We start from the raw sequence: 18,595 nt of genomic DNA, 5'->3' as shown, positions 1-18,595 counted from the left end.
CATTGCCAGCGGACGGAAAACACCTACTCTGAATACTATGACACAGCCTGCACACCGCTTTGCTTTTCTGTTTTTGGCGCCGCTATTGGCGTTTTTTATGGCTGCTGCTCCTTTGTTTGCGGCCAACCGGGAACGGATCGAAGCGTTCCTGACCACAACCGGATTTGATGTTGCGCTGGAAAGCATCGCGCTGAGTTCTCGGTCTGCACCGCAGATGCTGGGCATCGACCCGGACGGGTTCGGCTCGGACTGGGCACGTCTGACGGATGAAGTATTTGACGTCGAGGCTATGCACCAAACGGCGGTTTCCATTCTTGAGGAAACGCTGAGCGAAGAAGCATTGGCGCACGCAGTTGAGTTCTACGCGACCGACCTGGGGCAGCGTTTGGTCGAAGTGGAAAATGCGTCTCATATGAACGCGGATAACGAAGCCAAGCAATTTGAAGGCCAGCAGATCATTTCGGATTTGATCAAAGAAGGGTCACCGCGGGTTGAGAGCTTCAAGCAAATGAGTGCGGCCATCGATTCGACCGATATAGCGCTTCGGGCATGGCAGGAGATACAGTTTCGCTTCCTGCTGGCGGCCAGCGCATCAGGTGTCATCGAATTGCAAATGGATTCAGAAGATTTGCGAGAGCTTTTGAAAAGAAACGAGCCCGCGCTGCGTCAATCGCTTCAATTGTCCAGCCTTGCCGGCGCGGCTTACACGTACAAGGATTTCTCGGACGAAGACGTGAACGCCTATGTCGATGCACTGGAACAGCCCTTGATGCAGGAAGTTTATGAACTTCTGAACGTCATACAATTCGAAATCATGGCCCGACGGTTCGAGGTTCTTGCCTCGCGGATGGCCGAATTGCATCCTGCACAGGATATTTGATGCGCCGCGTTTTTTTGGCGATTGCAGTTGTTCTGTGGGGTGTGCCCTTGCAGGCCGATCAAAAAGTTGACCGGCTGGCGCAGGCCATGCACCTGTCGCATGTGATGGAAATTCTCGTACAGGAAGGGCAGGTGCACCGCGAGGAACTTGACGAAACGTTGTTGGACAAGACTGGCGGCGCGTTCTTTGAAGCGCAGGTCAGGGACATTTACGATCCGGATTGGATGCAAAAACAACTGACGGATGCGTTTGAGGCAGGTTTGTCTGATGCGCAGCTTGATCAGGCGATCTTGTTTTTCGAAAGCGATCTTGGTCAGACGATTGTGGCGCTGGAAAACTCGGCCCGGCAGGCGATGTCAGACCAGGCCATAGAGGACATGGCCCGTGAAGCATACGATTCCGTCAAACGAAACACGACTCGCTTTGAGTTGGTCGATGAGTACATTCAGGCAAATGACCTTATCGACAAGAACGTTCAGGGGGCTCTGAGTTCAGACTACAGCTTCTTTCAGGGTCTCGATGTTGACGCGCAAGGCGACGATCAGGAATTGCTGGCCGAGCTTCTTTCCCAGAAAAAGAGCCGCGCCGCCGAAACCGAGGCGTGGCTGTATTCTTTTCTGCTGATGGCCTACCGGCCTTTGGACGAGACCCAGATGCGCGAGAATATCGCGTTTTCCAGAACCGAAACGGGTCGCGCCCTGAATGAGGCGTTGTTCGACGGTTTTGACCGCATGTTCAACGACATCTCGTTCCGGATGGGTCGGGCGGTTGCCCAGACGCTCAGAGCGTCTGATCTTTGACATCGCTTTGGTGTTGACTTTTTCCGACGTTCTATGGATAAGCGCGCATCCCGGCCGGTTTTCCGCGCCGGGTATCGTTATTATTTGACCCATTCGACATCGTCACAGGGTCAGTCACACAGCCCGAAAAGGGCTCGCTGTTCGAGGTGGCTTAGGCCAGCAACACCCGGTTCAGGGGACCACAGAACGCGGATATGAAAAGGAAAGACGCATGTTTGCGGTCCTCAAGACTGGCGGCAAGCAGTACAAGGTTCAGGCGGGCGATATGCTCCGCGTTGAAAAACTGGCTGCCGACGCAGGAGAAAAAGTTCAATTCAACGATGTTCTGATGCTGGGCGGTGACGCTCCGGTTGTTGGCGCACCTTTCGTTGAAGGCGCAGGCGTACAGGCCGAAGTGATCGAACAAGTCAAAGGTGACAAGGTCATCAAGTTCGTCAAGCGCCGTCGTAAGCACAGCTCGAAGCGTACCGTTGGACACCGTCAGAAACTGACTCTGGTCAAGATCACCGACATTCTTGCGTCGGGCGCTGACAAGTCGGGCATCAAGGCTGCAACCGGATCCGCTCCGGCAGGCGACTCTGCTCCGGCGGCAAAGCCTGTAAAGAAAGCTGAAGCCAAAGCCGATACACCCTCTGCTGCTGCGGACGATCTGACCGCGCTGACTGGCGTCGGCCCAGCCGCTGCCAAGAAGCTGAACGAGGCCGGTATCGAAAGCTTTGCCGCTCTGGCCGCCTTGTCGGACGAGCAGATTGCTGCTATCGAAACGGTCAAAGTGAAGCCCGAATGGGTTGAGCAGGCCAAAGAACTGGCCAAAGGCTAAGGAGAGAGAGAATGGCACATAAAAAAGCTGGCGGTTCCTCCCGTAACGGTCGCGACTCAGCTGGTCGTCGCCTTGGCGTAAAACTGTATGGTGGCCAGGCCGCTATCGCAGGTAACATCATCGTGCGTCAGCGCGGCACCAAGTTCTGGCCGGGCGAAGGCGTAGGTATGGGCAAGGATCACACCATCTTTGCAACCACCGATGGCGCCGTTAAGTTCCATAAAGGACTTAAAAACCGCACCTTCATTTCGGTCCTGCCAGTGGCGGAGGCCGCAGAGTAAGCCGAAACCCAGAAGGTTTAAGAAAAATTCATGGGGGACCGGCACAAAGTGCCGGTCCCTTTTTCGTTCTAACGCAGTCGTGATCAATCAAACCGATGACAGTCGCAACCACCAGTTTCCTGATTTTTGCCGCCAGCCAGGTCGGCACGCCGGGACCGGCCAACATGGTCCTGTTGGGAACGGGTGCGCGCTATGGCTTTCGGGCAGCATTACCTTTTGTCGGGGGGGTGATTCTGGGGAAGCAGTTGATCATTTGGCCGATTGGTTTTGGGTTACTGCATCTCGCGGATCAGGCACCTGAGGTGTTTACGGTACTTAAATACGCGTCAGCGGCCTATATCATGTGGTTGGCGTGGAAAATTGCCAACACGCGGTTGTCGCGACAACAGTCCGAGGGGAGGGCCCCCGGCTTTCTGGCGGGATTGATTGTTCATCCGCTCAATCCCAAAGCCTGGGCCATGATCATTGCCGGTTTCACTGGGTTTGTGGCCGCGGGCACGCCCAGTTTTGAAGCGACGATTACGATCGCTCTTTGTTTGTTGTTTTGTCAGGTGGTTCTTCATCCGATCTGGACTTTTGCGGGCGATAGAATTGCCCACGCGGTTGAAGGACGGCCAGTTGAAAAATATCTGATGTGGACGTTGGCGGGTCTTACGGTTGCGTCCGTACTTTTCGTGTTGTTCGGAGGAGGAACACACTCATGAAACTTGAAACAATAATAAATCAGCCGGTCATAGAAACCGAGCGGTTCGATCTGCGCCCTCTGCGTCGGTCGGATATGGGGCTGATCGAGCATTATGCCGGTGATGAGCGTGTGGCACGCATGACAACCAGTATTGCACATCCTTTGGCCCCAGGCTCGACCGAAGCTTTTGTCACGCGCTCAATGGCTGAAGACCGGGACGAGGATGTCTGGGTCATGGATGCCACCAAGGATGGTGGCCCGGAGCTGATTGGTCTGATCACGCTGAAACGGCTGGATCGGAATCAGTCAGAAGTCGGCTATTGGGTTGCGCCGATCTATTGGAATACCGGCATTGCCTCTATGGCTGTCGAAGCGCTGGTGAATGCCAACCCGCTGGAGAACGCGACCATGTTTGCCAGCGTGTTCCAGGACAATCCGGCCTCTGCCCGGGTTCTGACCCATTGCGGGTTCCAGTATCTTGGCGATGCAGAAAGCTATTCGGTGGCGCGTGATGCGAATGTGCCCACCTGGACGTACAGTAAAAAACTCTGACTTGTGGCCGATGGGGCCTTTGCAGTAGGGGACACACATGAAATTTCTCGATCTTGCAAAGGTCTACATCCGGTCCGGGGCCGGAGGTGGCGGCTGCGTCAGCTTTCGGCGCGAAAAGTACATCGAATACGGCGGCCCTGATGGGGGGGACGGTGGTAAGGGCGGTTCCGTCTGGGTCGAAGTTGTGGAAGGGCTGAACACCCTGATCGACTTCCGCTATCAACAGCATTTCTTCGCCAAGAACGGCCAGCCGGGCAGGGGGCAGCAACGTACCGGCAAGGACGGTGATGACATTGTCTTGCGCGTGCCTGTCGGCACCGAGATTCTGGACGAAGACGAGGAAACGGTCATCTGCGATCTGACCGAAGTGGGCCAGCGCGTTCTGCTTGCCAAAGGCGGCAATGGCGGTTTCGGCAACCTGCACTTCAAATCCGCCACCAATCAGGCGCCCCGCCGTGCAAATCCGGGGCAGGCAGGCATTGATCGTACGATTTGGCTGCGTCTCAAGCTGATCGCCGATGTGGGCTTGCTGGGTATGCCAAACGCGGGAAAATCGACCTTTCTTGCAGCTACGTCCAACGCGCGGCCCAAGATTGCGGATTACCCGTTTACCACGCTACACCCTAATCTGGGAGTGGTGGGCGTCGACAATGCGGAATTCGTCGTGGCCGACATCCCTGGCCTGATCGAAGGCGCCCATGAAGGACGCGGGATCGGAGATCGCTTCCTTGGTCATGTTGAGCGCTGTGCTGTGCTTCTGCATCTTGTCGATGGAACGTCGGAAACGGTTGCCGATGATTACCGCACGATTATCCACGAGCTTGAAGCCTATGGTGGTGAACTGGCCGAGAAACCCCGGATCACCGTCCTGAACAAGGTTGATGCGCTGGATGATGAAGAACGTGATCTGGCCAAAGCCGAACTGGAAGAGGCCGTTGGTGGCCCCGTGATGACGATGTCCGGCGTTGCTCATCAAGGTGTAACGGAGGTTCTGCGCGCGTTGCGCGGCCAGATTGATGACAATCGTGTTCGCCAGAAACCCGCTGAGGAGGCGCAGCCTTGGCAGCCCTGACCTCAGCGCGTCGCTTGGTCGTCAAAATCGGCTCTGCTCTGCTGGTCGATCGGGATACAGGTTTGCTTCGTTCCGATTGGCTACATACGCTGGCGCAGGACGTGGACTGGCTCAAACGGCAAGGGACGGATGTTATTCTGGTCTCGTCGGGGTCGATCGCGCTAGGGCGCGGTGTTCTGGGTCTGCCAGCAGCGGCTTTACCTTTGGAAAAATCGCAGGCTGCCGCTGCCGTTGGACAAATTCGTCTGGCACGCGCCTATGAAGAAGCGTTAGCACCACATGGAATCACCACGGCGCAGGTTTTGGTGACGCTGGAGGACAGCGAGAATCGCCGCAGATACCTGAACTCGCGCGCGACTCTGGAAACATTGCTTGGCCTTGGAGTCGTGCCGATCGTCAATGAAAATGATACAGTGGCAACGGATGAGATCCGGTATGGTGACAATGACCGTCTGGCCGCGCAAATCGCGGTAACGGTCGGCGCGGATCAGCTGATCCTTCTGTCAGATGTGGATGGCTTCTATTCCGGCAACCCGAATGAAGATGCTTCAGCTACCCGATTCGAAACCATAGACCGGATCACGCCCGAAATCGAAGCCATGGCGGGTGATGCGGGTTCTGGTTTGTCAAAGGGCGGAATGAAGACAAAACTGCTGGCTGCCCAAATGGCCACCGCGGGCGGTTGTGCGATGGCAATCACTGAAGGATCGATCCTGAACCCTCTGAAAAGGCTGGAGAATGGTTCAAGCTGTACGTGGTTCACCGCAACGTTGGACCCGCATGCAGCGCGCAAGCGTTGGATTTCAGCCATGAAACCGCGTGGTGAGATCACTGTCGATGAAGGGGCTGCCAACGCGCTGGCCAATGGCAAAAGCTTGCTGCCCGCGGGTATTGTCGAAGTGATTGGTGATTTCGGGCGCGGCGACCCCGTTTCGATACTTGACCCAAAAGCGCGCCGACTGGGGCAGGGTATCAGCCGTTATACCGCGCAGGAGGCGGGCGCGATCAAGGGGCGTAAGTCTTCCGAGATCGAGGCCACGCTGGGCTACCCCGGCCGCGCTGCCCTGATCCACCGGGATGATCTGGCCCTGTAACCATCGAAAAAGACGACCTGAGAGGCACGCGACATGAAAGACTTTGACAGCATTCCAGCTCTGATGGCCGATCTTGGGAAACGTGCCAAGGCGGCATCACGTGAACTGGCTTTTGCCAGCGCCGAACGAAAGCATGCCGCTCTGATTGCGGCAGCCGACGCGGTTTGGGCCAATCGCGGGCAGGTCATCGAAGCCAACCAGAAGGATCTGGAGTTTGGCCGTGAGAAGGGCCTGAGCCCGGCGATGATGGATCGCCTTATGCTGGATGAGGCACGTGTTCAGGGCATGGTCGATGGTTTGCGGGCGGTGGCTGATCAGACCGATCCGGTGGGCGAAGTGCTGGCCGAATGGGATCGCCCGACAGGATTGAATATCCAGCGCGTGCGCACCCCGCTGGGTGTGATCGGCGTGATCTACGAAAGCCGCCCGAATGTAACCGCTGACGCAGGCGCGTTGTGTCTGAAATCCGGAAATGCTGTCATCCTTCGGGGCGGCTCCGAGAGCTTTCATTCTTCGACCGCGATTCATGCCTGCTTGGTAGAAGGGCTGAAGGCCGCCGATCTGCCGGAAGATGCGATTCAGCTGGTGCCGACACGTGACCGCGCTGCGGTGCAGGAGTTGCTGACCCTAACCGACTATGTCGACGTCATCGTTCCGCGCGGAGGCAAGGGGTTGGTGGGCCTTGTGCAGCGTGAGGCTCGTGTGCCTGTCTTTGCGCATCTTGAAGGTATCGTGCACATCTATGTCGACAAGGCGGCTGATCCGCAGAAAACGTTGGACGTGGTGCTGAACGCCAAAACCCGTCGCACCGGCATCTGCGGCGCTGCCGAATGCTTGCTGATCCATCAGGACATCGCCGAAACGCTGGGGCGTGACGTGAACGCCGCGCTCGTGAATGCTGGGGTTGAGGTTCACGCCGACGGCATACTTGCGGTTGAGGGTACAGTTTCCGCAACGGCTGAGGATTGGGGAAAAGAGTTTCTGGACAGTGTTATCGCGGCCAAGCCTGTCGCTGACATAGACGCAGCCATTGCGCATATCCAGCGATACGGATCAAACCATACCGATTGTATCATGACCGAGGACGGCGCTGCTGCGGCCCGTTTTTTTGAGCGCCTAGATAGCGCGATCCTGATGCACAACGCTTCGACTCAGTTCGCCGATGGTGGTGAATTCGGGATGGGCGCCGAGATCGGAATCGCCACGGGCAAAATGCATGCCCGCGGCCCGGTGGGGGCCGCCCAGTTGACCAGTTTCAAATACCTGGTGCGCGGGAACGGAACGACCCGGGACTAAAAGCGCAGCAAAACGCGGGTCGCAGCGGTTTCGAGTGAAACGCGCCGACCCATTGCATTTGCCGTTTCGGGCAGCAGAGCGAACTGGACCTGCGCAGGTGTAATCTTGTTGGGGAACCGACCGGTTGCAACGTGTTTCCACAGTTCAGCATCCACATTCAGTTTGTCTGCGGTCCCGGTGATCGTCCATTTTTCATCTTGGGTTTTTATTTCGACCGTTCCGCCCAATGGCATGGCGCTTTCGCAGCACATGATTCCCAAAAAAGGCCAGTTTGACCTGATTTCGCGGCACGGGTTCCTTCAGATTCCAAATGACCCGTACCCGTCCGGTGCGTTCCATATCCTTGAGCAGTTCAGTCACTTCGGCTCGCCCCAGCGGTTGTTCTCCTGCTGATCCAAAGGCAACCCTGAAAAAACGGATGCGCGCACCAGCGCTGCCGACGCTGCCCGAGATCAACTCCATCTCGGGGCCCTGCATCGCGCCAACCATGTCCAACAGTTCCAGCCCGTTGGTGATGGCACCGATCGGGCTGATCAGATCGTGGCAGATTCGGGAGCCGATCAATTCAGCCAGGTTGACGTTCGTGTTGCCCATGCGTACCTCCTGCGGTATCTGCCGCAGGAACCGGAAGCCCCAAATGACAGACATGAATGCTATTCTTGCACCGGGCTTGTTTGTTCGCCACCCGGATTTCCCCGAATGGGGTGTCGGACAGGTTCAGTCCAACGTCGCAGGCAAGATCACCGTGAACTTTCGCGAGCAGGGGAAAGTGGTAATCGACGGAACGCGCATCGCCCTGATGCCGGTCTTTGATCCGTGAAACTGGTTTAAGAAGAGTTAACAGAAAAGGCCAGATGCCCACTTGTTGCCTTCCCCTGAAGAACTGGGGTATCAGCCGCGATGACAACATAGGATCGATAAGTCAGACATGCCGGACGCTGGCCCCTCGTTCACGATCAAATTGGCGGAAACTCAAGACGAACTGCACGCCGCGCAGCGGTTACGCTATGACGTGTTCGTGCGTGAACTCGGCGGCGGGGGCGAGCTGATCGATCATGTGACTGGGTTGGAACGTGACCGGTTTGATCCTTACTTCGATCACTTGCTGGCCCTTGATGACGCGACAGGGGAAGTCGTCGGCGTTTACAGGCTGTTACCGGGCGATCGTGCGGCAGAATTGGGGCAGTTTTATTCCGAAGACGAATACGATCTGACCGTTCTCAAGCAAAGTGGCCGCAAGCTCTTGGAACTGGGCCGGTCGTGCCTGCACAGGGACTACCGTGGCGGTACGGCGATGTATCATCTCTGGAATGGTCTCTCTCGGTATGTGGCCGAGCGTGAGATCGAAATCCTGTTCGGTGTCGCCAGTTTTCATGGCACGGATGTGCAGGAACTGGCCCAGCCATTGTCCATGCTGCATCACAATCATCTGGCGCCGCCAGACCTGCGGGTGAGGGCTCAGCCGAGCGTGTTTCAGACCATGGATCTTGTCGCACCGGACGCATTGGATCGTCGCAGCGCCATGGTGCAGGTTCCAGCCCTGATCAAAGCCTATCTGAGGCTCGGTGGTTTCGTTGGCGAGGGGGCGTTCATCGATCACGACTTCAACACCACCGATGTGTGCCTGGTCCTGGATACGACCCGTATGAACGAGCGGCAGAAGCGCATCTATGGCGGAGCTTGAATCGGTGAATGATCCGCTTTGGAACAGTGAGGAAGCGCCGGACCCAATCGAACTGGGATTTGTCGGTTGGATACTCGTTTTACTGAGGGGATTGCCTTTGGCCATCCTTGTGTTCGGCGGTCTGCTTGTTCTGTTGGCCATTCGACTGATCGAGTTGCCGTTTTTTGGCGTTCACCGCCCTGTTACACCTTTTATCAGCCAGTTCGTGTGCCGAAACGCGCTTCGCATCCTTGGAATTGGATTTCACTGCTCGGGAGCGTTGATGAAGGAGCACGGTGCAGTTGTCGCCAACCACACATCCTGGCTGGATATCTTTGCCTTGAACGCCCGCAAGAGAGTCTACTTCGTGTCCAAGGCAGAAGTTGCAAACTGGCCGGGTATCGGATGGTTGGCACGGGCCACCGGGACCTTATTCATCGAGCGGGATCGCAAAAAGGCGCGCGAGCAGACGGCGATCTTCGAAGAGCGGCTCAAGGCCGGACATAAATTGTTGTTCTTCCCCGAGGGCACCTCGACCGACGGATTGCGTGTTTTACCCTTTAAAACAACACTCTTTGCCGCGTTCTTTTCAGAAGAATTGCGTGATTTCATGTATGTTCAACCGGTTTCGGTGGTGTTCCACGCACCGAAAGGTCAGCCTGACCGTTTCTATGGCTGGTGGGGCGATATGGATTTCGCGCCGCACCTGCTCAAGACTTTGGGTGCGCGCAGACAAGGATCCGTTGAACTGATCTATCATTCGCCGGCCCGGGTCAGGGACTTCGTCAACCGCAAGGAACTGGCGGCCCATTGCGAAGCGGCGGTGCGCCACGCTCATGCATTGGCGCGGCTTGAAAAATAAGGGCATTGACCCTTGCACTGCGTCCAAACCTGCCGTATACGCGCGCCATTCAAACCCGCAGGCGGGGTTTGGGCTTTGTAGGGGAGACATCCCTATCTGGCCCGCCGGTTGGAGCATCCGCTTCTTTCACCCCCGCCGAGGCGTAAACCGGAAAAGGAAAATAGCATGGCTCTTCCCGAGTTCACCATGCGTCAGCTGCTGGAAGCTGGCGTTCACTTTGGTCACCAGACACAGCGTTGGAATCCCCGCATGGGCCCGTTCATCTACGGCTCACGCAATGGTATCCACATCATGGACCTGACCCAGACTGTTCCAATGCTGGACCAAGCTCTGCAGGCCGTTCGTGACACCGTTGCAAAAGGTGGCCGCGTTCTGTTCGTTGGCACCAAGCGTCAGGCAGCTCAGCCGATTGCAGAGGCCGCAGAAAAGTCGGCTCAGTACTACATGAACCACCGTTGGCTGGGCGGTACGTTGACCAACTGGAAAACCGTTTCCCAGTCGATCAACCGTCTGAACCAGATCGACGAAGCAATGGAATCCGGCGCCGAAGGCCTGACCAAGAAAGAGCGTCTGGGCATGGAACGTGACCAGGGCAAACTGCAGGCATCGCTGGGCGGTATCCGTGAGATGGGCGGCGTTCCTGATCTGCTGTTCGTCATCGACGTCAAGAAAGAAGCACTGGCCATCGCCGAAGCCAACAAACTGGGTATCCCGGTTGTGGCTGTTGTCGACACCAACTGCTCACCCGACGGTGTCGACTACATCATCCCCGGTAACGACGACGCAGCCCGCGCAATCTCTCTGTACTGCGATTTGGCCGCACGCGCGGCTCTGGACGGTATGACCGCTCAGATGGGCGCAGCAGGTGTTGACCTGGGTGCATTCGAAGAAGCGCCGGTTGAGGAAGCCGTTGTGGAAGAAGCACCCGCAGAAGAAGCCGCTCCGGAAGCGAAAGCCGAAGCGTAAGCTGCCCGTCACGTAAATGACATATGGGGCAGGGTAGACCTGCCCCAATTCCGTTTGAATTGAGGAGAGCCAAGAGATGGCAATCACAGCAGCAATGGTTAAAGAACTGCGCGACTCGACCGGCGCAGGCATGATGGACGCAAAAAAGGCGCTGACCGAAACCGGCGGAAACATGGACGAAGCCGTTGATTGGCTGCGTACCAAGGGTCTGGCCAAAGCGGCCAAGAAATCCGGCCGTACCGCAGCAGAGGGTCTGGTTGCAGTGCACGTCAACGATGGCAACGGTGTTGCTGTCGAAGTGAACTCGGAAACCGACTTTGTCGCGAAAAACGCGGAATTCCAGGATATGGTCGGCAAGATTGCTTACGCGGCTGAAGGCGTAGACAACGTAGAAGAGCTGCTGGCAGCTGATCTGGGCGGCAAAACCGTTGCAGACACCCTGACCGACAAGATCGCCACGATTGGCGAGAACATGTCGGTGCGCCGCATGGCCAAACTGTCGGGCGACACCGTTGTGTCCTACGTCCACAATGCGGCCACCAACGGCATGGGAAAAATCGGCGTTCTGGTTGCTTTGACCGGTGGCGACGAAGCAATCGGCAAACAGGTTGCAATGCACATCGCAGCCGTGAACCCGGCGGCCATGTCCGAAGCGGACATGGACCCGGCAGTTGTCGAGAAAGAAAAGCAGGTCCAGATGGACATCGCCCGCGAATCCGGCAAGCCGGAGCAGGTGATCGAAAAGATGATCGAAGGTCGTATGAAGAAATTCGTCGCGGAATCGACTCTGCTGAACCAGCAGTTTGTCGTGAACCCTGACCTGACCGTCGAAGCAGCGGCCAAGGAGGCCGGCGCGACCATCACCGGCTTTATCCGCCTGGAAGTTGGCGAAGGTATCGTGGTTGAGAAAGAAGACTTCGCAGCCGAGGTCGCCAAGGCCGCTCAAGGCTAAGTGGCACAGGAAATTGCCGAAAGCGGCATTTTCCAATAAAATTAAAGGGTTACGCATGGCGTGACCCTTTTTCTTTTGCTGTTGGCAAACAGAATACCCCAGCGATCTATAGAAGAATTGGAGGGCCCCGCATGATGGGGATGGTCGAGGCCCCCCAAAATTTCCGACACCGGCACGCGGACAAATAAGCGCCCCCCTTGTCAGAGTGATCGGAGAGCTTTGTTATTGCAAAGATCCAACCAAATGTTCCCTGGCTAAAGCCACCACTCACGGAACACTCTCACTTTGCAACTTTTAGGTTTGATTTGAAAAGTAGTGATTTCCTTACCTAAGGTAAACTGACGCGGGATAGCGTCAAAATATTGCGGTTATACTTCCATAATGAACATCTGATTGTGCAGAGACGCCTTGAGAACCGCCTGCGCCGTCGTTTCGACCGAGAGAGCCTCTCGCGCGAGTCGCAGATGCTTTTCTACAGTTGCAGATGTCAGTCCCATCAACAGCGCGATATCCTGAGTGGTTTTCCCGTCTCCGACCCACTGCAACGCTTCGCGTTGTCGCTTGGTCAGTGCTCGGTTTGGCGGATGGAACGGCAATGTCAGTATTTTCAGGTGGGCGACATTGTTCATAAGTAGAATGTCGTCGCCGTGTTCTTCCCAGACCGCATCCACGTCTTCCTGGCTTAGCCCATTGGCAGCAGCCAGAGAAATCGCTCCCTTCGAGCGCATGGAAACTGAGTTGAAGCTGACGGTATAGCCAGAAACCACACCCATGGACTTGTTGAAATCGAAAACTTCGCGCTCCTTCGCGGTCATCGTTCCGCCCGAGTTCATGTCTTGCAGCATTTTCCAGCTGGCAGCGCCTTCATTGTCCAACGCCCACTTCAACATCGGGGCATGAAAATAAAGCCCATCCTTGATGAAACCGTCGACATAGGCCCGTTTGTGGTTTGTCAGAATTACGAAATCTTCGGGATCGCCCAGAGACGTCTCCGTCCTGTATTGCGTATGGCCATAGATCAGGCGGGAAAATCCGAATTCACCCATCTGGCGGCAATGTGCATCCCACAGGTCTTCCAGGGTCTTAGCGTAGCTGACAAACTGAAGATATTCCTTGAGCTTCATGTCGAGTTGCCTGCTTTCAGATGAGCTGCGAGCGCGTCCAGCGCCAGAATATAGCTTTGGGCACCGAAACCACAGATCTGACCCAATGCAACAGAGGCTACATAGGACCTGTGCCGGAAGGCTTCTCGGGCATGAATATTGGAGAGATGCACTTCGACAACCGGTAACTCTACTGATGCAATGGCATCCATGAGGGCAATCGACGTATGCGTGAACGCCCCTGCGTTCAGTATCAAGCCGCTTTGCACACCACGGGCCGCATGAATAGCGTCAAGTAGCACACCTTCGTGATTGGATTGCAGATGCGTTACATCCAGCCCTATCGACGCCCCATGCTGAACGCAGCGGTCCTCGATCATGTGCAATGTTGTGTCGCCGTAAACCTCGGGCTGCCGTGTACCAAGCAGATTGAGGTTTGGGCCATTCAATACCAAGACGTTATGCATGTTTTCACTATCCCCATACTATGGTTCATAGACACGAAAAGGCCGGGTTGTCTACCTGACACTGCCGGATTGCATCCGGTCAGTTGCTCAGAAAACAGAACTCGTGATGGTCGAAAAAACTGAGTTCAAACATCCCACCCGAAAACACCGTGTATCCCTGTGAACGTGGGCCATGCTTTTTCTCTTGGTCTTCCATTGGCGGGAAAACAGGTTTTCAGGTTCTCTTTGATCGATTTCAGGTTCGGCAACTAGGGTCTTTCCAGGATTTTCGGGCGGCCCTGCGCGACGCTGAGTAATACTTGCAAACCGTCTCCGATGAGACTGTAGATTGTTGTGTAAAATTTTTTGTGCAACCCGGGTTCGTGCCAATGCAGTGAACGGTAGATTGCCGTGTCGGCAACAGGCCTTCGAACCGGGTCAGAATGCAGACAAAACCAGACTTGATTGAGGAGCATGACAATGACACCGGATACCCTTTTCTCGTTGCCCGGCAAAACCGCATTGGTAACTGGCGGCGCCACGGGTATCGGGCGAATGGCCGCTGAAGCATTGGTCAGGGCCGGTGCACGTGTTTTGATTACCTCCCGAAACGGGGACGCATGTATCGCGGCCGCCGCCGAGTTGAATGCGCTGGAAGCACCCGGAAGTGCCGAAGGATTTGCCGGAGACATCGGCAGCGAGGCCAGCATCGCCAAACTGGTTTCGGACATTCAGAAACGCACTGAAACTCTTGATATTCTGATGAATAACTCCGGTGTGACCTGGGGTGCTCCCTTGGGGCAGTTTCCGCATGACGCCTGGGAAAAGGTGATGTCGGTCAACGTGGCCGGAGTATTCGAGCTAACCCAGAGGCTACTGCCGATGTTGATGGAGTCTGGCACAGCAGACGATCCGGCGAGAGTTGTAAACGTCGGCTCTGTGATGGGAGAGGTTCCCATTGGGGATGGCGCCTATAGCTATTCAGCCTCGAAGGCCGCTGTTCTGCATCTAACCAAAATCCTGGCCAAGGAATTGTCGCCTTACCACGTGACGGTCAATGCGCTGGCTCCGGGACCGTTCGTTTCGCGGATGACAGCCTTTGCGACAGCGGACGAGGGCAAGCGCGAAAAGGTCGGTAAGTCAGTGCCTCTTGGGCGTGTTGGCTGTGATGAAGATATAGCGGGGTGTATGCTGTTTTTATGCGGGCGCGGCGGCAGTTATGTCACCGGTTCGGTTATCCCGGTTTCAGGTGGGATCAACGTTGTAACGTCAGGCAATATCTTCGCTGACGCCTTTTGAGGGAGGCTGCGTTTGAAACCAAGACCTTTCACAACGCATTGGTTTTACTTCGCTTCTTGTTTCTCGACAGCTCAATTTCCAGGTTCGGCAAGCTGTTTTTGCCAAAGAACATTTCGGATCCGTAAAACAGGCTGGGAACACCAAAAACGCCCCGACGAACAAACGCTTTGGTCTGATCCTTCAAGTTCTGTTTGATTTCAGGACTCGTCATGGCTTCGCGCAGCTTGCGAACCGGCAGTTCGTTTTCTTGCAGAATATCGACGAGAACGGCCAACTCGTCAGCTTTTTGTCCATGCACCCAAATCGCATCAAAAACGGCGCTTATATATCGGATTTCCCATGATTTTCCTCTGGCGAAATGGGCGCCACGCATCGCGAATTTTGTATTTATCGGAAAATGCGGGCTCATATGGAAGCTCAGCCCGCGACGTCGCGCGAACCTATGCAGGTCATGGGTAAGATAAGCGGTTTTCTGACGGTTCTCAGAAAACGCCTGAAATGGGCTCTGGTTGTGCGTGGCTTTGAAAACAACAGGCAGAAGGACTGGGGTATAATTGATCTTGGCACTATGCCGCGCCGCCAGCTCTGGCAGCATCTTGTGGGCCAGAAAGGCATTTGGGCTGCAAAAATCGTAAACGAAATCTATGTTTTGCGTCATGATGTCCCTCCAGGCCGGTCCGGCATGACCCCATCCAACAATTTACAAGCGAATCTGTATCGGTTTCACTGTATCACTTGGATGAAAGACGTGCCTCTTGGCTCTGCTTATTTAACCGTTCAATTCAGCCCGGGATCTGCTGTTGTTTCAGGCCCCACGCATGCACGATATTGGTCAACAACTGGCGGAACTCAAAAAAATGCTTCGAAAACAAGTCATGTTCGATCAAACGCGGCTTAGCCGGCTTTGCACCTGGATGGACAGCTATGTAGAGCAGCGTAAATATGCAGGCTCGTCCTTTTTGCTAAAGCACAAGGGAGAAGAGGTTTTTTTCCACTCGAGCGGTCTACGCAGTGTTGAGGACAATCTGCCGTTCCAACGCGACACGCTGGCGCGCATTTACTCGATGACCAAACCCGTCACTTCTGTTGCTTTGATGATGTTGGCGGAACGTGGACTGTTTCACCTCGACGCGCCTCTGTCCGATTTCCTTCCCGAGTTTAAACAGATACAGGCTTTGGTGCCCGGCGCAGAAAAGCTGGATCAAACCGAAGACGCAGCACCCCCAACTCTACATCAGTTACTCACCCACACCAGTGGTCTCAGCTATCCGTTCAATCCCGGGATTCTACCGGACGCGATGGATGAAAAGGGTCTAATCTTCAAACCAGATCAAGGGCCTCTGAGAGATCTCGTATGTGAACTGGCAGAGTTACCATTGGCATTCCAACCCGGAACACGGTGGGAATACTCTGTCGGAACCGACGTGATTGGACGCGTTGTCGAGGTCGTCTCGGGACAGGCTTTGGATCAATTCTTCCGGCAGGAAATTTTGGCTCCCCTCGGGATGGGCGAAACCGGGTTTTCAGTACCAGCCGGGGCAGGGGACAGGTTCGCATCCCTTTACACCCCGCTGGTCGGCGACGCGATGGCGTTGAACTCGCTCGACCAAGGAAGCGATACACTACGATTGATCGATTCTCACGAGGGCTCGCCATTCGAGAACGCGACGACCTTTTCAGGTGGCGGTGGGTTGGTGTCCACAATCGACGACTATGCCAAATTCGTCGAGATGCTACGTAATCGAGGGGCCGGAAATGGCCATCAATTGCTTGGTCCAAAAACAGTGGACTTCATGATGCGTAACCACTTGCCGGGTGATATCGCCTCGATGGGTCCAAAGAGCTTTGCGGAACAACCCATGGAAGGCATGGGATTTGGCCTTGCCGGATCGATTGTTCTGAATCCGGGTCGGGTGCGTGTGCCCGGATCAGTTGGTGATTTCAGTTGGGGTGGCATGGCCTCGACCTATTTCTGGAACGACCTGGAGAACGACCTGACGGCTGTGTTCTTTACTCAATTGTCGCCGTCCAGTTCCTATCCATCCCGTGCTGAACTCAAGGCATTGGTGCACGCCGCCATGATTGAATGATCTTGCTCGTGCTGATACCCGGGTCTCGAGTAATCAGGCTGAGAGCAAACAATGACCGAAGCGGAACGCATCTTACTGGATCTTCTGGATATTGAACGGCTTGAGGTCGATCTTTTCCGCGGCACGGGATCGGGTGGAGAAACACCAACCCGGATTTTCGGCGGTCAGGTCATTGCGCAGGCCTTGGCCGCTGCATACAGAACCGTAGATGACCGGTTGTGCCATTCCCTGCACGCCTATTTCATCCGACCCGGAGACCCGGAGAAGCCCGTTATTTATCAGGTGGATAGAGCGCGTGACGGAGGTTCGTTCACTACCCGCCGCGTCGTCGCAATTCAGAATGGCAAACAGATCCTGAACATGTCGGCATCCTTTCACGTTCAGGATGAAGGTTGGGAGCATCAGCATCCGATGCCAACTGTGAATCCACCCCAGACATACCCATCCCGCTCCGAGCTTCGACAAGCATATGTTGATCGCGTGCCTGAAGGATTTCGCAGTGAACTTCTGCGTGAACGCCCGATCGAAGTCCGGGAGGTGGATCATCTGGATCCGTTCAACCCCGAAGTGTCGGACGACCACAACAAAACTTGGTTTCGCATGGCGGCTGCCGCGTCTGCGGACGCGAAAACTCAACATCTTCTTTTGGCCTATGCGTCAGATATGAACCTCATGTCGTCGGGTTTGCGACCTCACGGACTGAGCTGGTTTTCCGGAGAGTTCAACGGCGCCAGCCTGGATCACGCTCTGTGGTTTCATGCACCCGTGAAATTTCAGAACTGGCATCTGTATGTGATGGATTCCCCATGGACGGGGCAGGGACGCAGCTTCAATCGTGGGTCGATCTACTCGGAAGACGGAACCCTTGTCGCGTCGGTGGCTCAGGAAGGTCTTATGCGGAAGGCTCAGAGAAAACGTTAAATATCCGGCGTAAATTTTAGATTCAATTTACACATTCCGCCCAGCCAGCGGTCGTAATCAGCCGCTTTGAGCCGCAAATAATCCAGAACCTGCGGATGTGGAAGAACCAGAAACCGTTCGGATCGGATGGCTTGAACGCAGGCTTCCGCGACGTCTTCGGGCTCCAGCATTCCGTCGATCGATGCTACTGAAACCTCGTGTCCCTCAGTCATCTTCGACCGAACCGCCTGAGGGCAAAGAACCGAAACCCGCAGACCTTTGGCGCCATATGTCAGCGACAGCCACTCAGCAAATCCGACCGCTGCATGTTTCGTGACACCGTATGGCGCTGCACCTGGTTGGTTCAGCAATCCCGCTGCAGACGCCGTTGTCAAAATATAACCGCCGCCGCGACCGATCATGCGAGGCACCAGATGTCGCGCGGTCCACACGTGCGACATCACGTTGATTTTCCAAATCTTTTCCCATTGATCGTCCGGAACATCCAGACCGCCAAGAGTCAGGATACCGGCATTTGCGCAGAACAGATCAATTGGGCCAACAGTGTTTTCGGTGAAATCGATCAACGTCCTGATCTGATCTTCGCTGGAAACGTCACAAGTGAATGCAACGCCATCAATTTTGTTTGCGACCGCATGCGCTCCGGCTTTGTCTATATCCGAGCAGATGACACGCGCACCTTCTTGTGCAAAGCGTTCCGCCAAACCCTTGCCAATACCATCAGCGGCGCCGGTAACAACGACAGTTTTATTTCTGATCTGCATAGCACGTTCCAAAACAAGTAACTTGCGTGGTCTGGCCAGAGTGTTCACT

At 55.5% G+C, this 18,595-nt stretch carries 21 protein-coding genes and 1 pseudogene; 17 read left to right on the top strand and 5 right to left on the bottom strand.

Features of this window, described 5'->3' with window-relative positions:
* The first annotated feature begins 97 nt into the window (after positions 1–97).
* The 9 genes from AC2FJB_RS03830 (at position 98) to AC2FJB_RS03790 (ending at position 7,480) form a co-directional block, all read left to right on the top strand.
* Positions 98–880 carry a DUF2059 domain-containing protein gene (locus tag AC2FJB_RS03830; RefSeq protein ID WP_496817824.1) on the top strand — a complete coding sequence of 261 codons (783 nt, stop codon included), beginning with the start codon at positions 98–100 and terminating at the stop codon, positions 878–880.
* The gene (locus AC2FJB_RS03825) at positions 880–1,680 is read left to right on the top strand and encodes a DUF2059 domain-containing protein (RefSeq protein WP_496717540.1); all 801 of its coding nucleotides are present in this window, start codon (positions 880–882) and stop codon (positions 1,678–1,680) included. The genes AC2FJB_RS03830 and AC2FJB_RS03825 overlap by 1 nt, the downstream gene beginning before the upstream one ends.
* Positions 1,681–1,891: 211 nt before the next feature.
* Positions 1,892–2,500, top strand: coding sequence for a 50S ribosomal protein L21 (locus AC2FJB_RS03820; protein ID WP_117868979.1), 609 nt, complete (start codon positions 1,892–1,894; stop codon positions 2,498–2,500).
* 11 nt (positions 2,501–2,511) lie between these two features.
* On the top strand, positions 2,512–2,781 hold the full coding sequence (gene rpmA / locus AC2FJB_RS03815; protein ID WP_039535512.1) for a 50S ribosomal protein L27: 270 nt from the start codon (positions 2,512–2,514) through the stop codon (positions 2,779–2,781).
* A gap of 95 nt (positions 2,782–2,876) precedes the next feature.
* Entirely contained in the window at positions 2,877–3,485 is a 609-nt protein-coding gene (locus AC2FJB_RS03810) for a LysE family translocator (RefSeq protein ID WP_117868978.1), read from the top strand.
* On the top strand, positions 3,482–4,018 hold the full coding sequence (locus AC2FJB_RS03805) for a GNAT family N-acetyltransferase (RefSeq protein ID WP_171228751.1): 537 nt from the start codon (positions 3,482–3,484) through the stop codon (positions 4,016–4,018). Before AC2FJB_RS03810 ends, AC2FJB_RS03805 begins: the two co-directional genes overlap by 4 nt.
* A gap of 37 nt (positions 4,019–4,055) precedes the next feature.
* Positions 4,056–5,090 carry a GTPase ObgE gene (gene obgE / locus AC2FJB_RS03800; RefSeq protein WP_496717541.1) on the top strand — a complete coding sequence of 345 codons (1,035 nt, stop codon included), beginning with the start codon at positions 4,056–4,058 and terminating at the stop codon, positions 5,088–5,090.
* The gene (proB, locus tag AC2FJB_RS03795) at positions 5,078–6,184 is read left to right on the top strand and encodes a glutamate 5-kinase (RefSeq protein ID WP_496717542.1); all 1,107 of its coding nucleotides are present in this window, start codon (positions 5,078–5,080) and stop codon (positions 6,182–6,184) included. The genes obgE and proB overlap by 13 nt, the downstream gene beginning before the upstream one ends.
* A gap of 33 nt (positions 6,185–6,217) precedes the next feature.
* A complete protein-coding gene (locus AC2FJB_RS03790) occupies positions 6,218–7,480 on the top strand; it encodes a glutamate-5-semialdehyde dehydrogenase (protein ID WP_496717543.1) in 1,263 nt (420 codons plus the stop codon).
* Here the strand turns inward: AC2FJB_RS03790 and AC2FJB_RS03785 are convergent.
* Positions 7,477–8,074, bottom strand: a pseudogene (locus AC2FJB_RS03785) (histidine phosphotransferase family protein). The gene AC2FJB_RS03790 and the pseudogene AC2FJB_RS03785 overlap by 4 nt on opposite strands.
* Positions 8,075–8,117: 43 nt before the next feature.
* Between AC2FJB_RS03785 and AC2FJB_RS03780 the strand changes: the two are divergent.
* The 5 genes from AC2FJB_RS03780 (at position 8,118) to tsf (ending at position 11,923) form a co-directional block, all read left to right on the top strand.
* Complete coding sequence (locus AC2FJB_RS03780) at positions 8,118–8,300, top strand: DUF3553 domain-containing protein (protein ID WP_496717544.1); 183 nt, start codon at positions 8,118–8,120, stop codon at positions 8,298–8,300.
* 108 nt (positions 8,301–8,408) lie between these two features.
* Positions 8,409–9,164 carry an L-ornithine N(alpha)-acyltransferase gene (olsB, locus tag AC2FJB_RS03775; RefSeq protein ID WP_496717545.1) on the top strand — a complete coding sequence of 252 codons (756 nt, stop codon included), beginning with the start codon at positions 8,409–8,411 and terminating at the stop codon, positions 9,162–9,164.
* Positions 9,151–10,005 (top strand): lyso-ornithine lipid O-acyltransferase, encoded by an 855-nt coding sequence (olsA, locus tag AC2FJB_RS03770; RefSeq protein WP_496717546.1) that lies wholly within the window; start codon positions 9,151–9,153, stop codon positions 10,003–10,005. Before olsB ends, olsA begins: the two co-directional genes overlap by 14 nt.
* A 165-nt stretch (positions 10,006–10,170) precedes the next feature.
* Positions 10,171–10,971: a 30S ribosomal protein S2 gene (gene rpsB / locus AC2FJB_RS03765; RefSeq protein ID WP_117868969.1), complete on the top strand. Its 801-nt coding sequence runs from the start codon at positions 10,171–10,173 to the stop codon at positions 10,969–10,971.
* 76 nt (positions 10,972–11,047) lie between these two features.
* Positions 11,048–11,923, top strand: a complete 876-nt coding sequence (tsf, locus tag AC2FJB_RS03760) for a translation elongation factor Ts (RefSeq protein WP_496717547.1) — start codon at positions 11,048–11,050, stop codon at positions 11,921–11,923.
* A gap of 368 nt (positions 11,924–12,291) precedes the next feature.
* On the opposite strand, the gene AC2FJB_RS03755 is transcribed toward tsf, so the two are convergent.
* Complete coding sequence (locus AC2FJB_RS03755) at positions 12,292–13,047, bottom strand: autoinducer binding domain-containing protein (protein WP_117868967.1); 756 nt, start codon at positions 13,045–13,047, stop codon at positions 12,292–12,294.
* Positions 13,044–13,493 carry a type II 3-dehydroquinate dehydratase gene (gene aroQ, locus AC2FJB_RS03750; RefSeq protein WP_496673274.1) on the bottom strand — a complete coding sequence of 150 codons (450 nt, stop codon included), beginning with the start codon at positions 13,491–13,493 and terminating at the stop codon, positions 13,044–13,046. Before aroQ ends, AC2FJB_RS03755 begins: the two co-directional genes overlap by 4 nt.
* 459 nt (positions 13,494–13,952) lie before the next feature.
* Here aroQ and AC2FJB_RS03745 point away from each other — a divergent pair, with 459 nt between their 5' ends.
* Positions 13,953–14,771, top strand: a complete 819-nt coding sequence (locus tag AC2FJB_RS03745) for an SDR family oxidoreductase (protein ID WP_496717548.1) — start codon at positions 13,953–13,955, stop codon at positions 14,769–14,771.
* A gap of 28 nt (positions 14,772–14,799) precedes the next feature.
* On the opposite strand, the gene AC2FJB_RS03740 is transcribed toward AC2FJB_RS03745, so the two are convergent.
* Positions 14,800–15,429, bottom strand: a complete 630-nt coding sequence (locus AC2FJB_RS03740; RefSeq protein ID WP_496673278.1) for a 2-hydroxychromene-2-carboxylate isomerase — start codon at positions 15,427–15,429, stop codon at positions 14,800–14,802.
* Positions 15,430–15,646: 217 nt separating this feature from the next.
* Here AC2FJB_RS03740 and AC2FJB_RS03735 point away from each other — a divergent pair, with 217 nt between their 5' ends.
* Together AC2FJB_RS03735 and AC2FJB_RS03730 are read left to right on the top strand one after the other, a co-directional pair.
* Entirely contained in the window at positions 15,647–16,861 is a 1,215-nt protein-coding gene (locus tag AC2FJB_RS03735) for a serine hydrolase domain-containing protein (RefSeq protein ID WP_496717549.1), read from the top strand.
* A gap of 51 nt (positions 16,862–16,912) precedes the next feature.
* Positions 16,913–17,782 (top strand): acyl-CoA thioesterase, encoded by an 870-nt coding sequence (locus AC2FJB_RS03730; protein ID WP_496673283.1) that lies wholly within the window; start codon positions 16,913–16,915, stop codon positions 17,780–17,782.
* Here the strand turns inward: AC2FJB_RS03730 and AC2FJB_RS03725 are convergent.
* The gene (locus AC2FJB_RS03725; protein WP_496717550.1) at positions 17,779–18,546 is read right to left on the bottom strand and encodes an SDR family oxidoreductase; all 768 of its coding nucleotides are present in this window, start codon (positions 18,544–18,546) and stop codon (positions 17,779–17,781) included. The genes AC2FJB_RS03730 and AC2FJB_RS03725 overlap by 4 nt on opposite strands.
* Between the last annotated feature and the right edge of the window lie 49 nt (positions 18,547–18,595).

It is taken from the genome of Ruegeria sp. CDSC085 (assembly GCF_059610465.1).
This window is presented reverse-complemented; position numbering and strand designations above follow the sequence as displayed.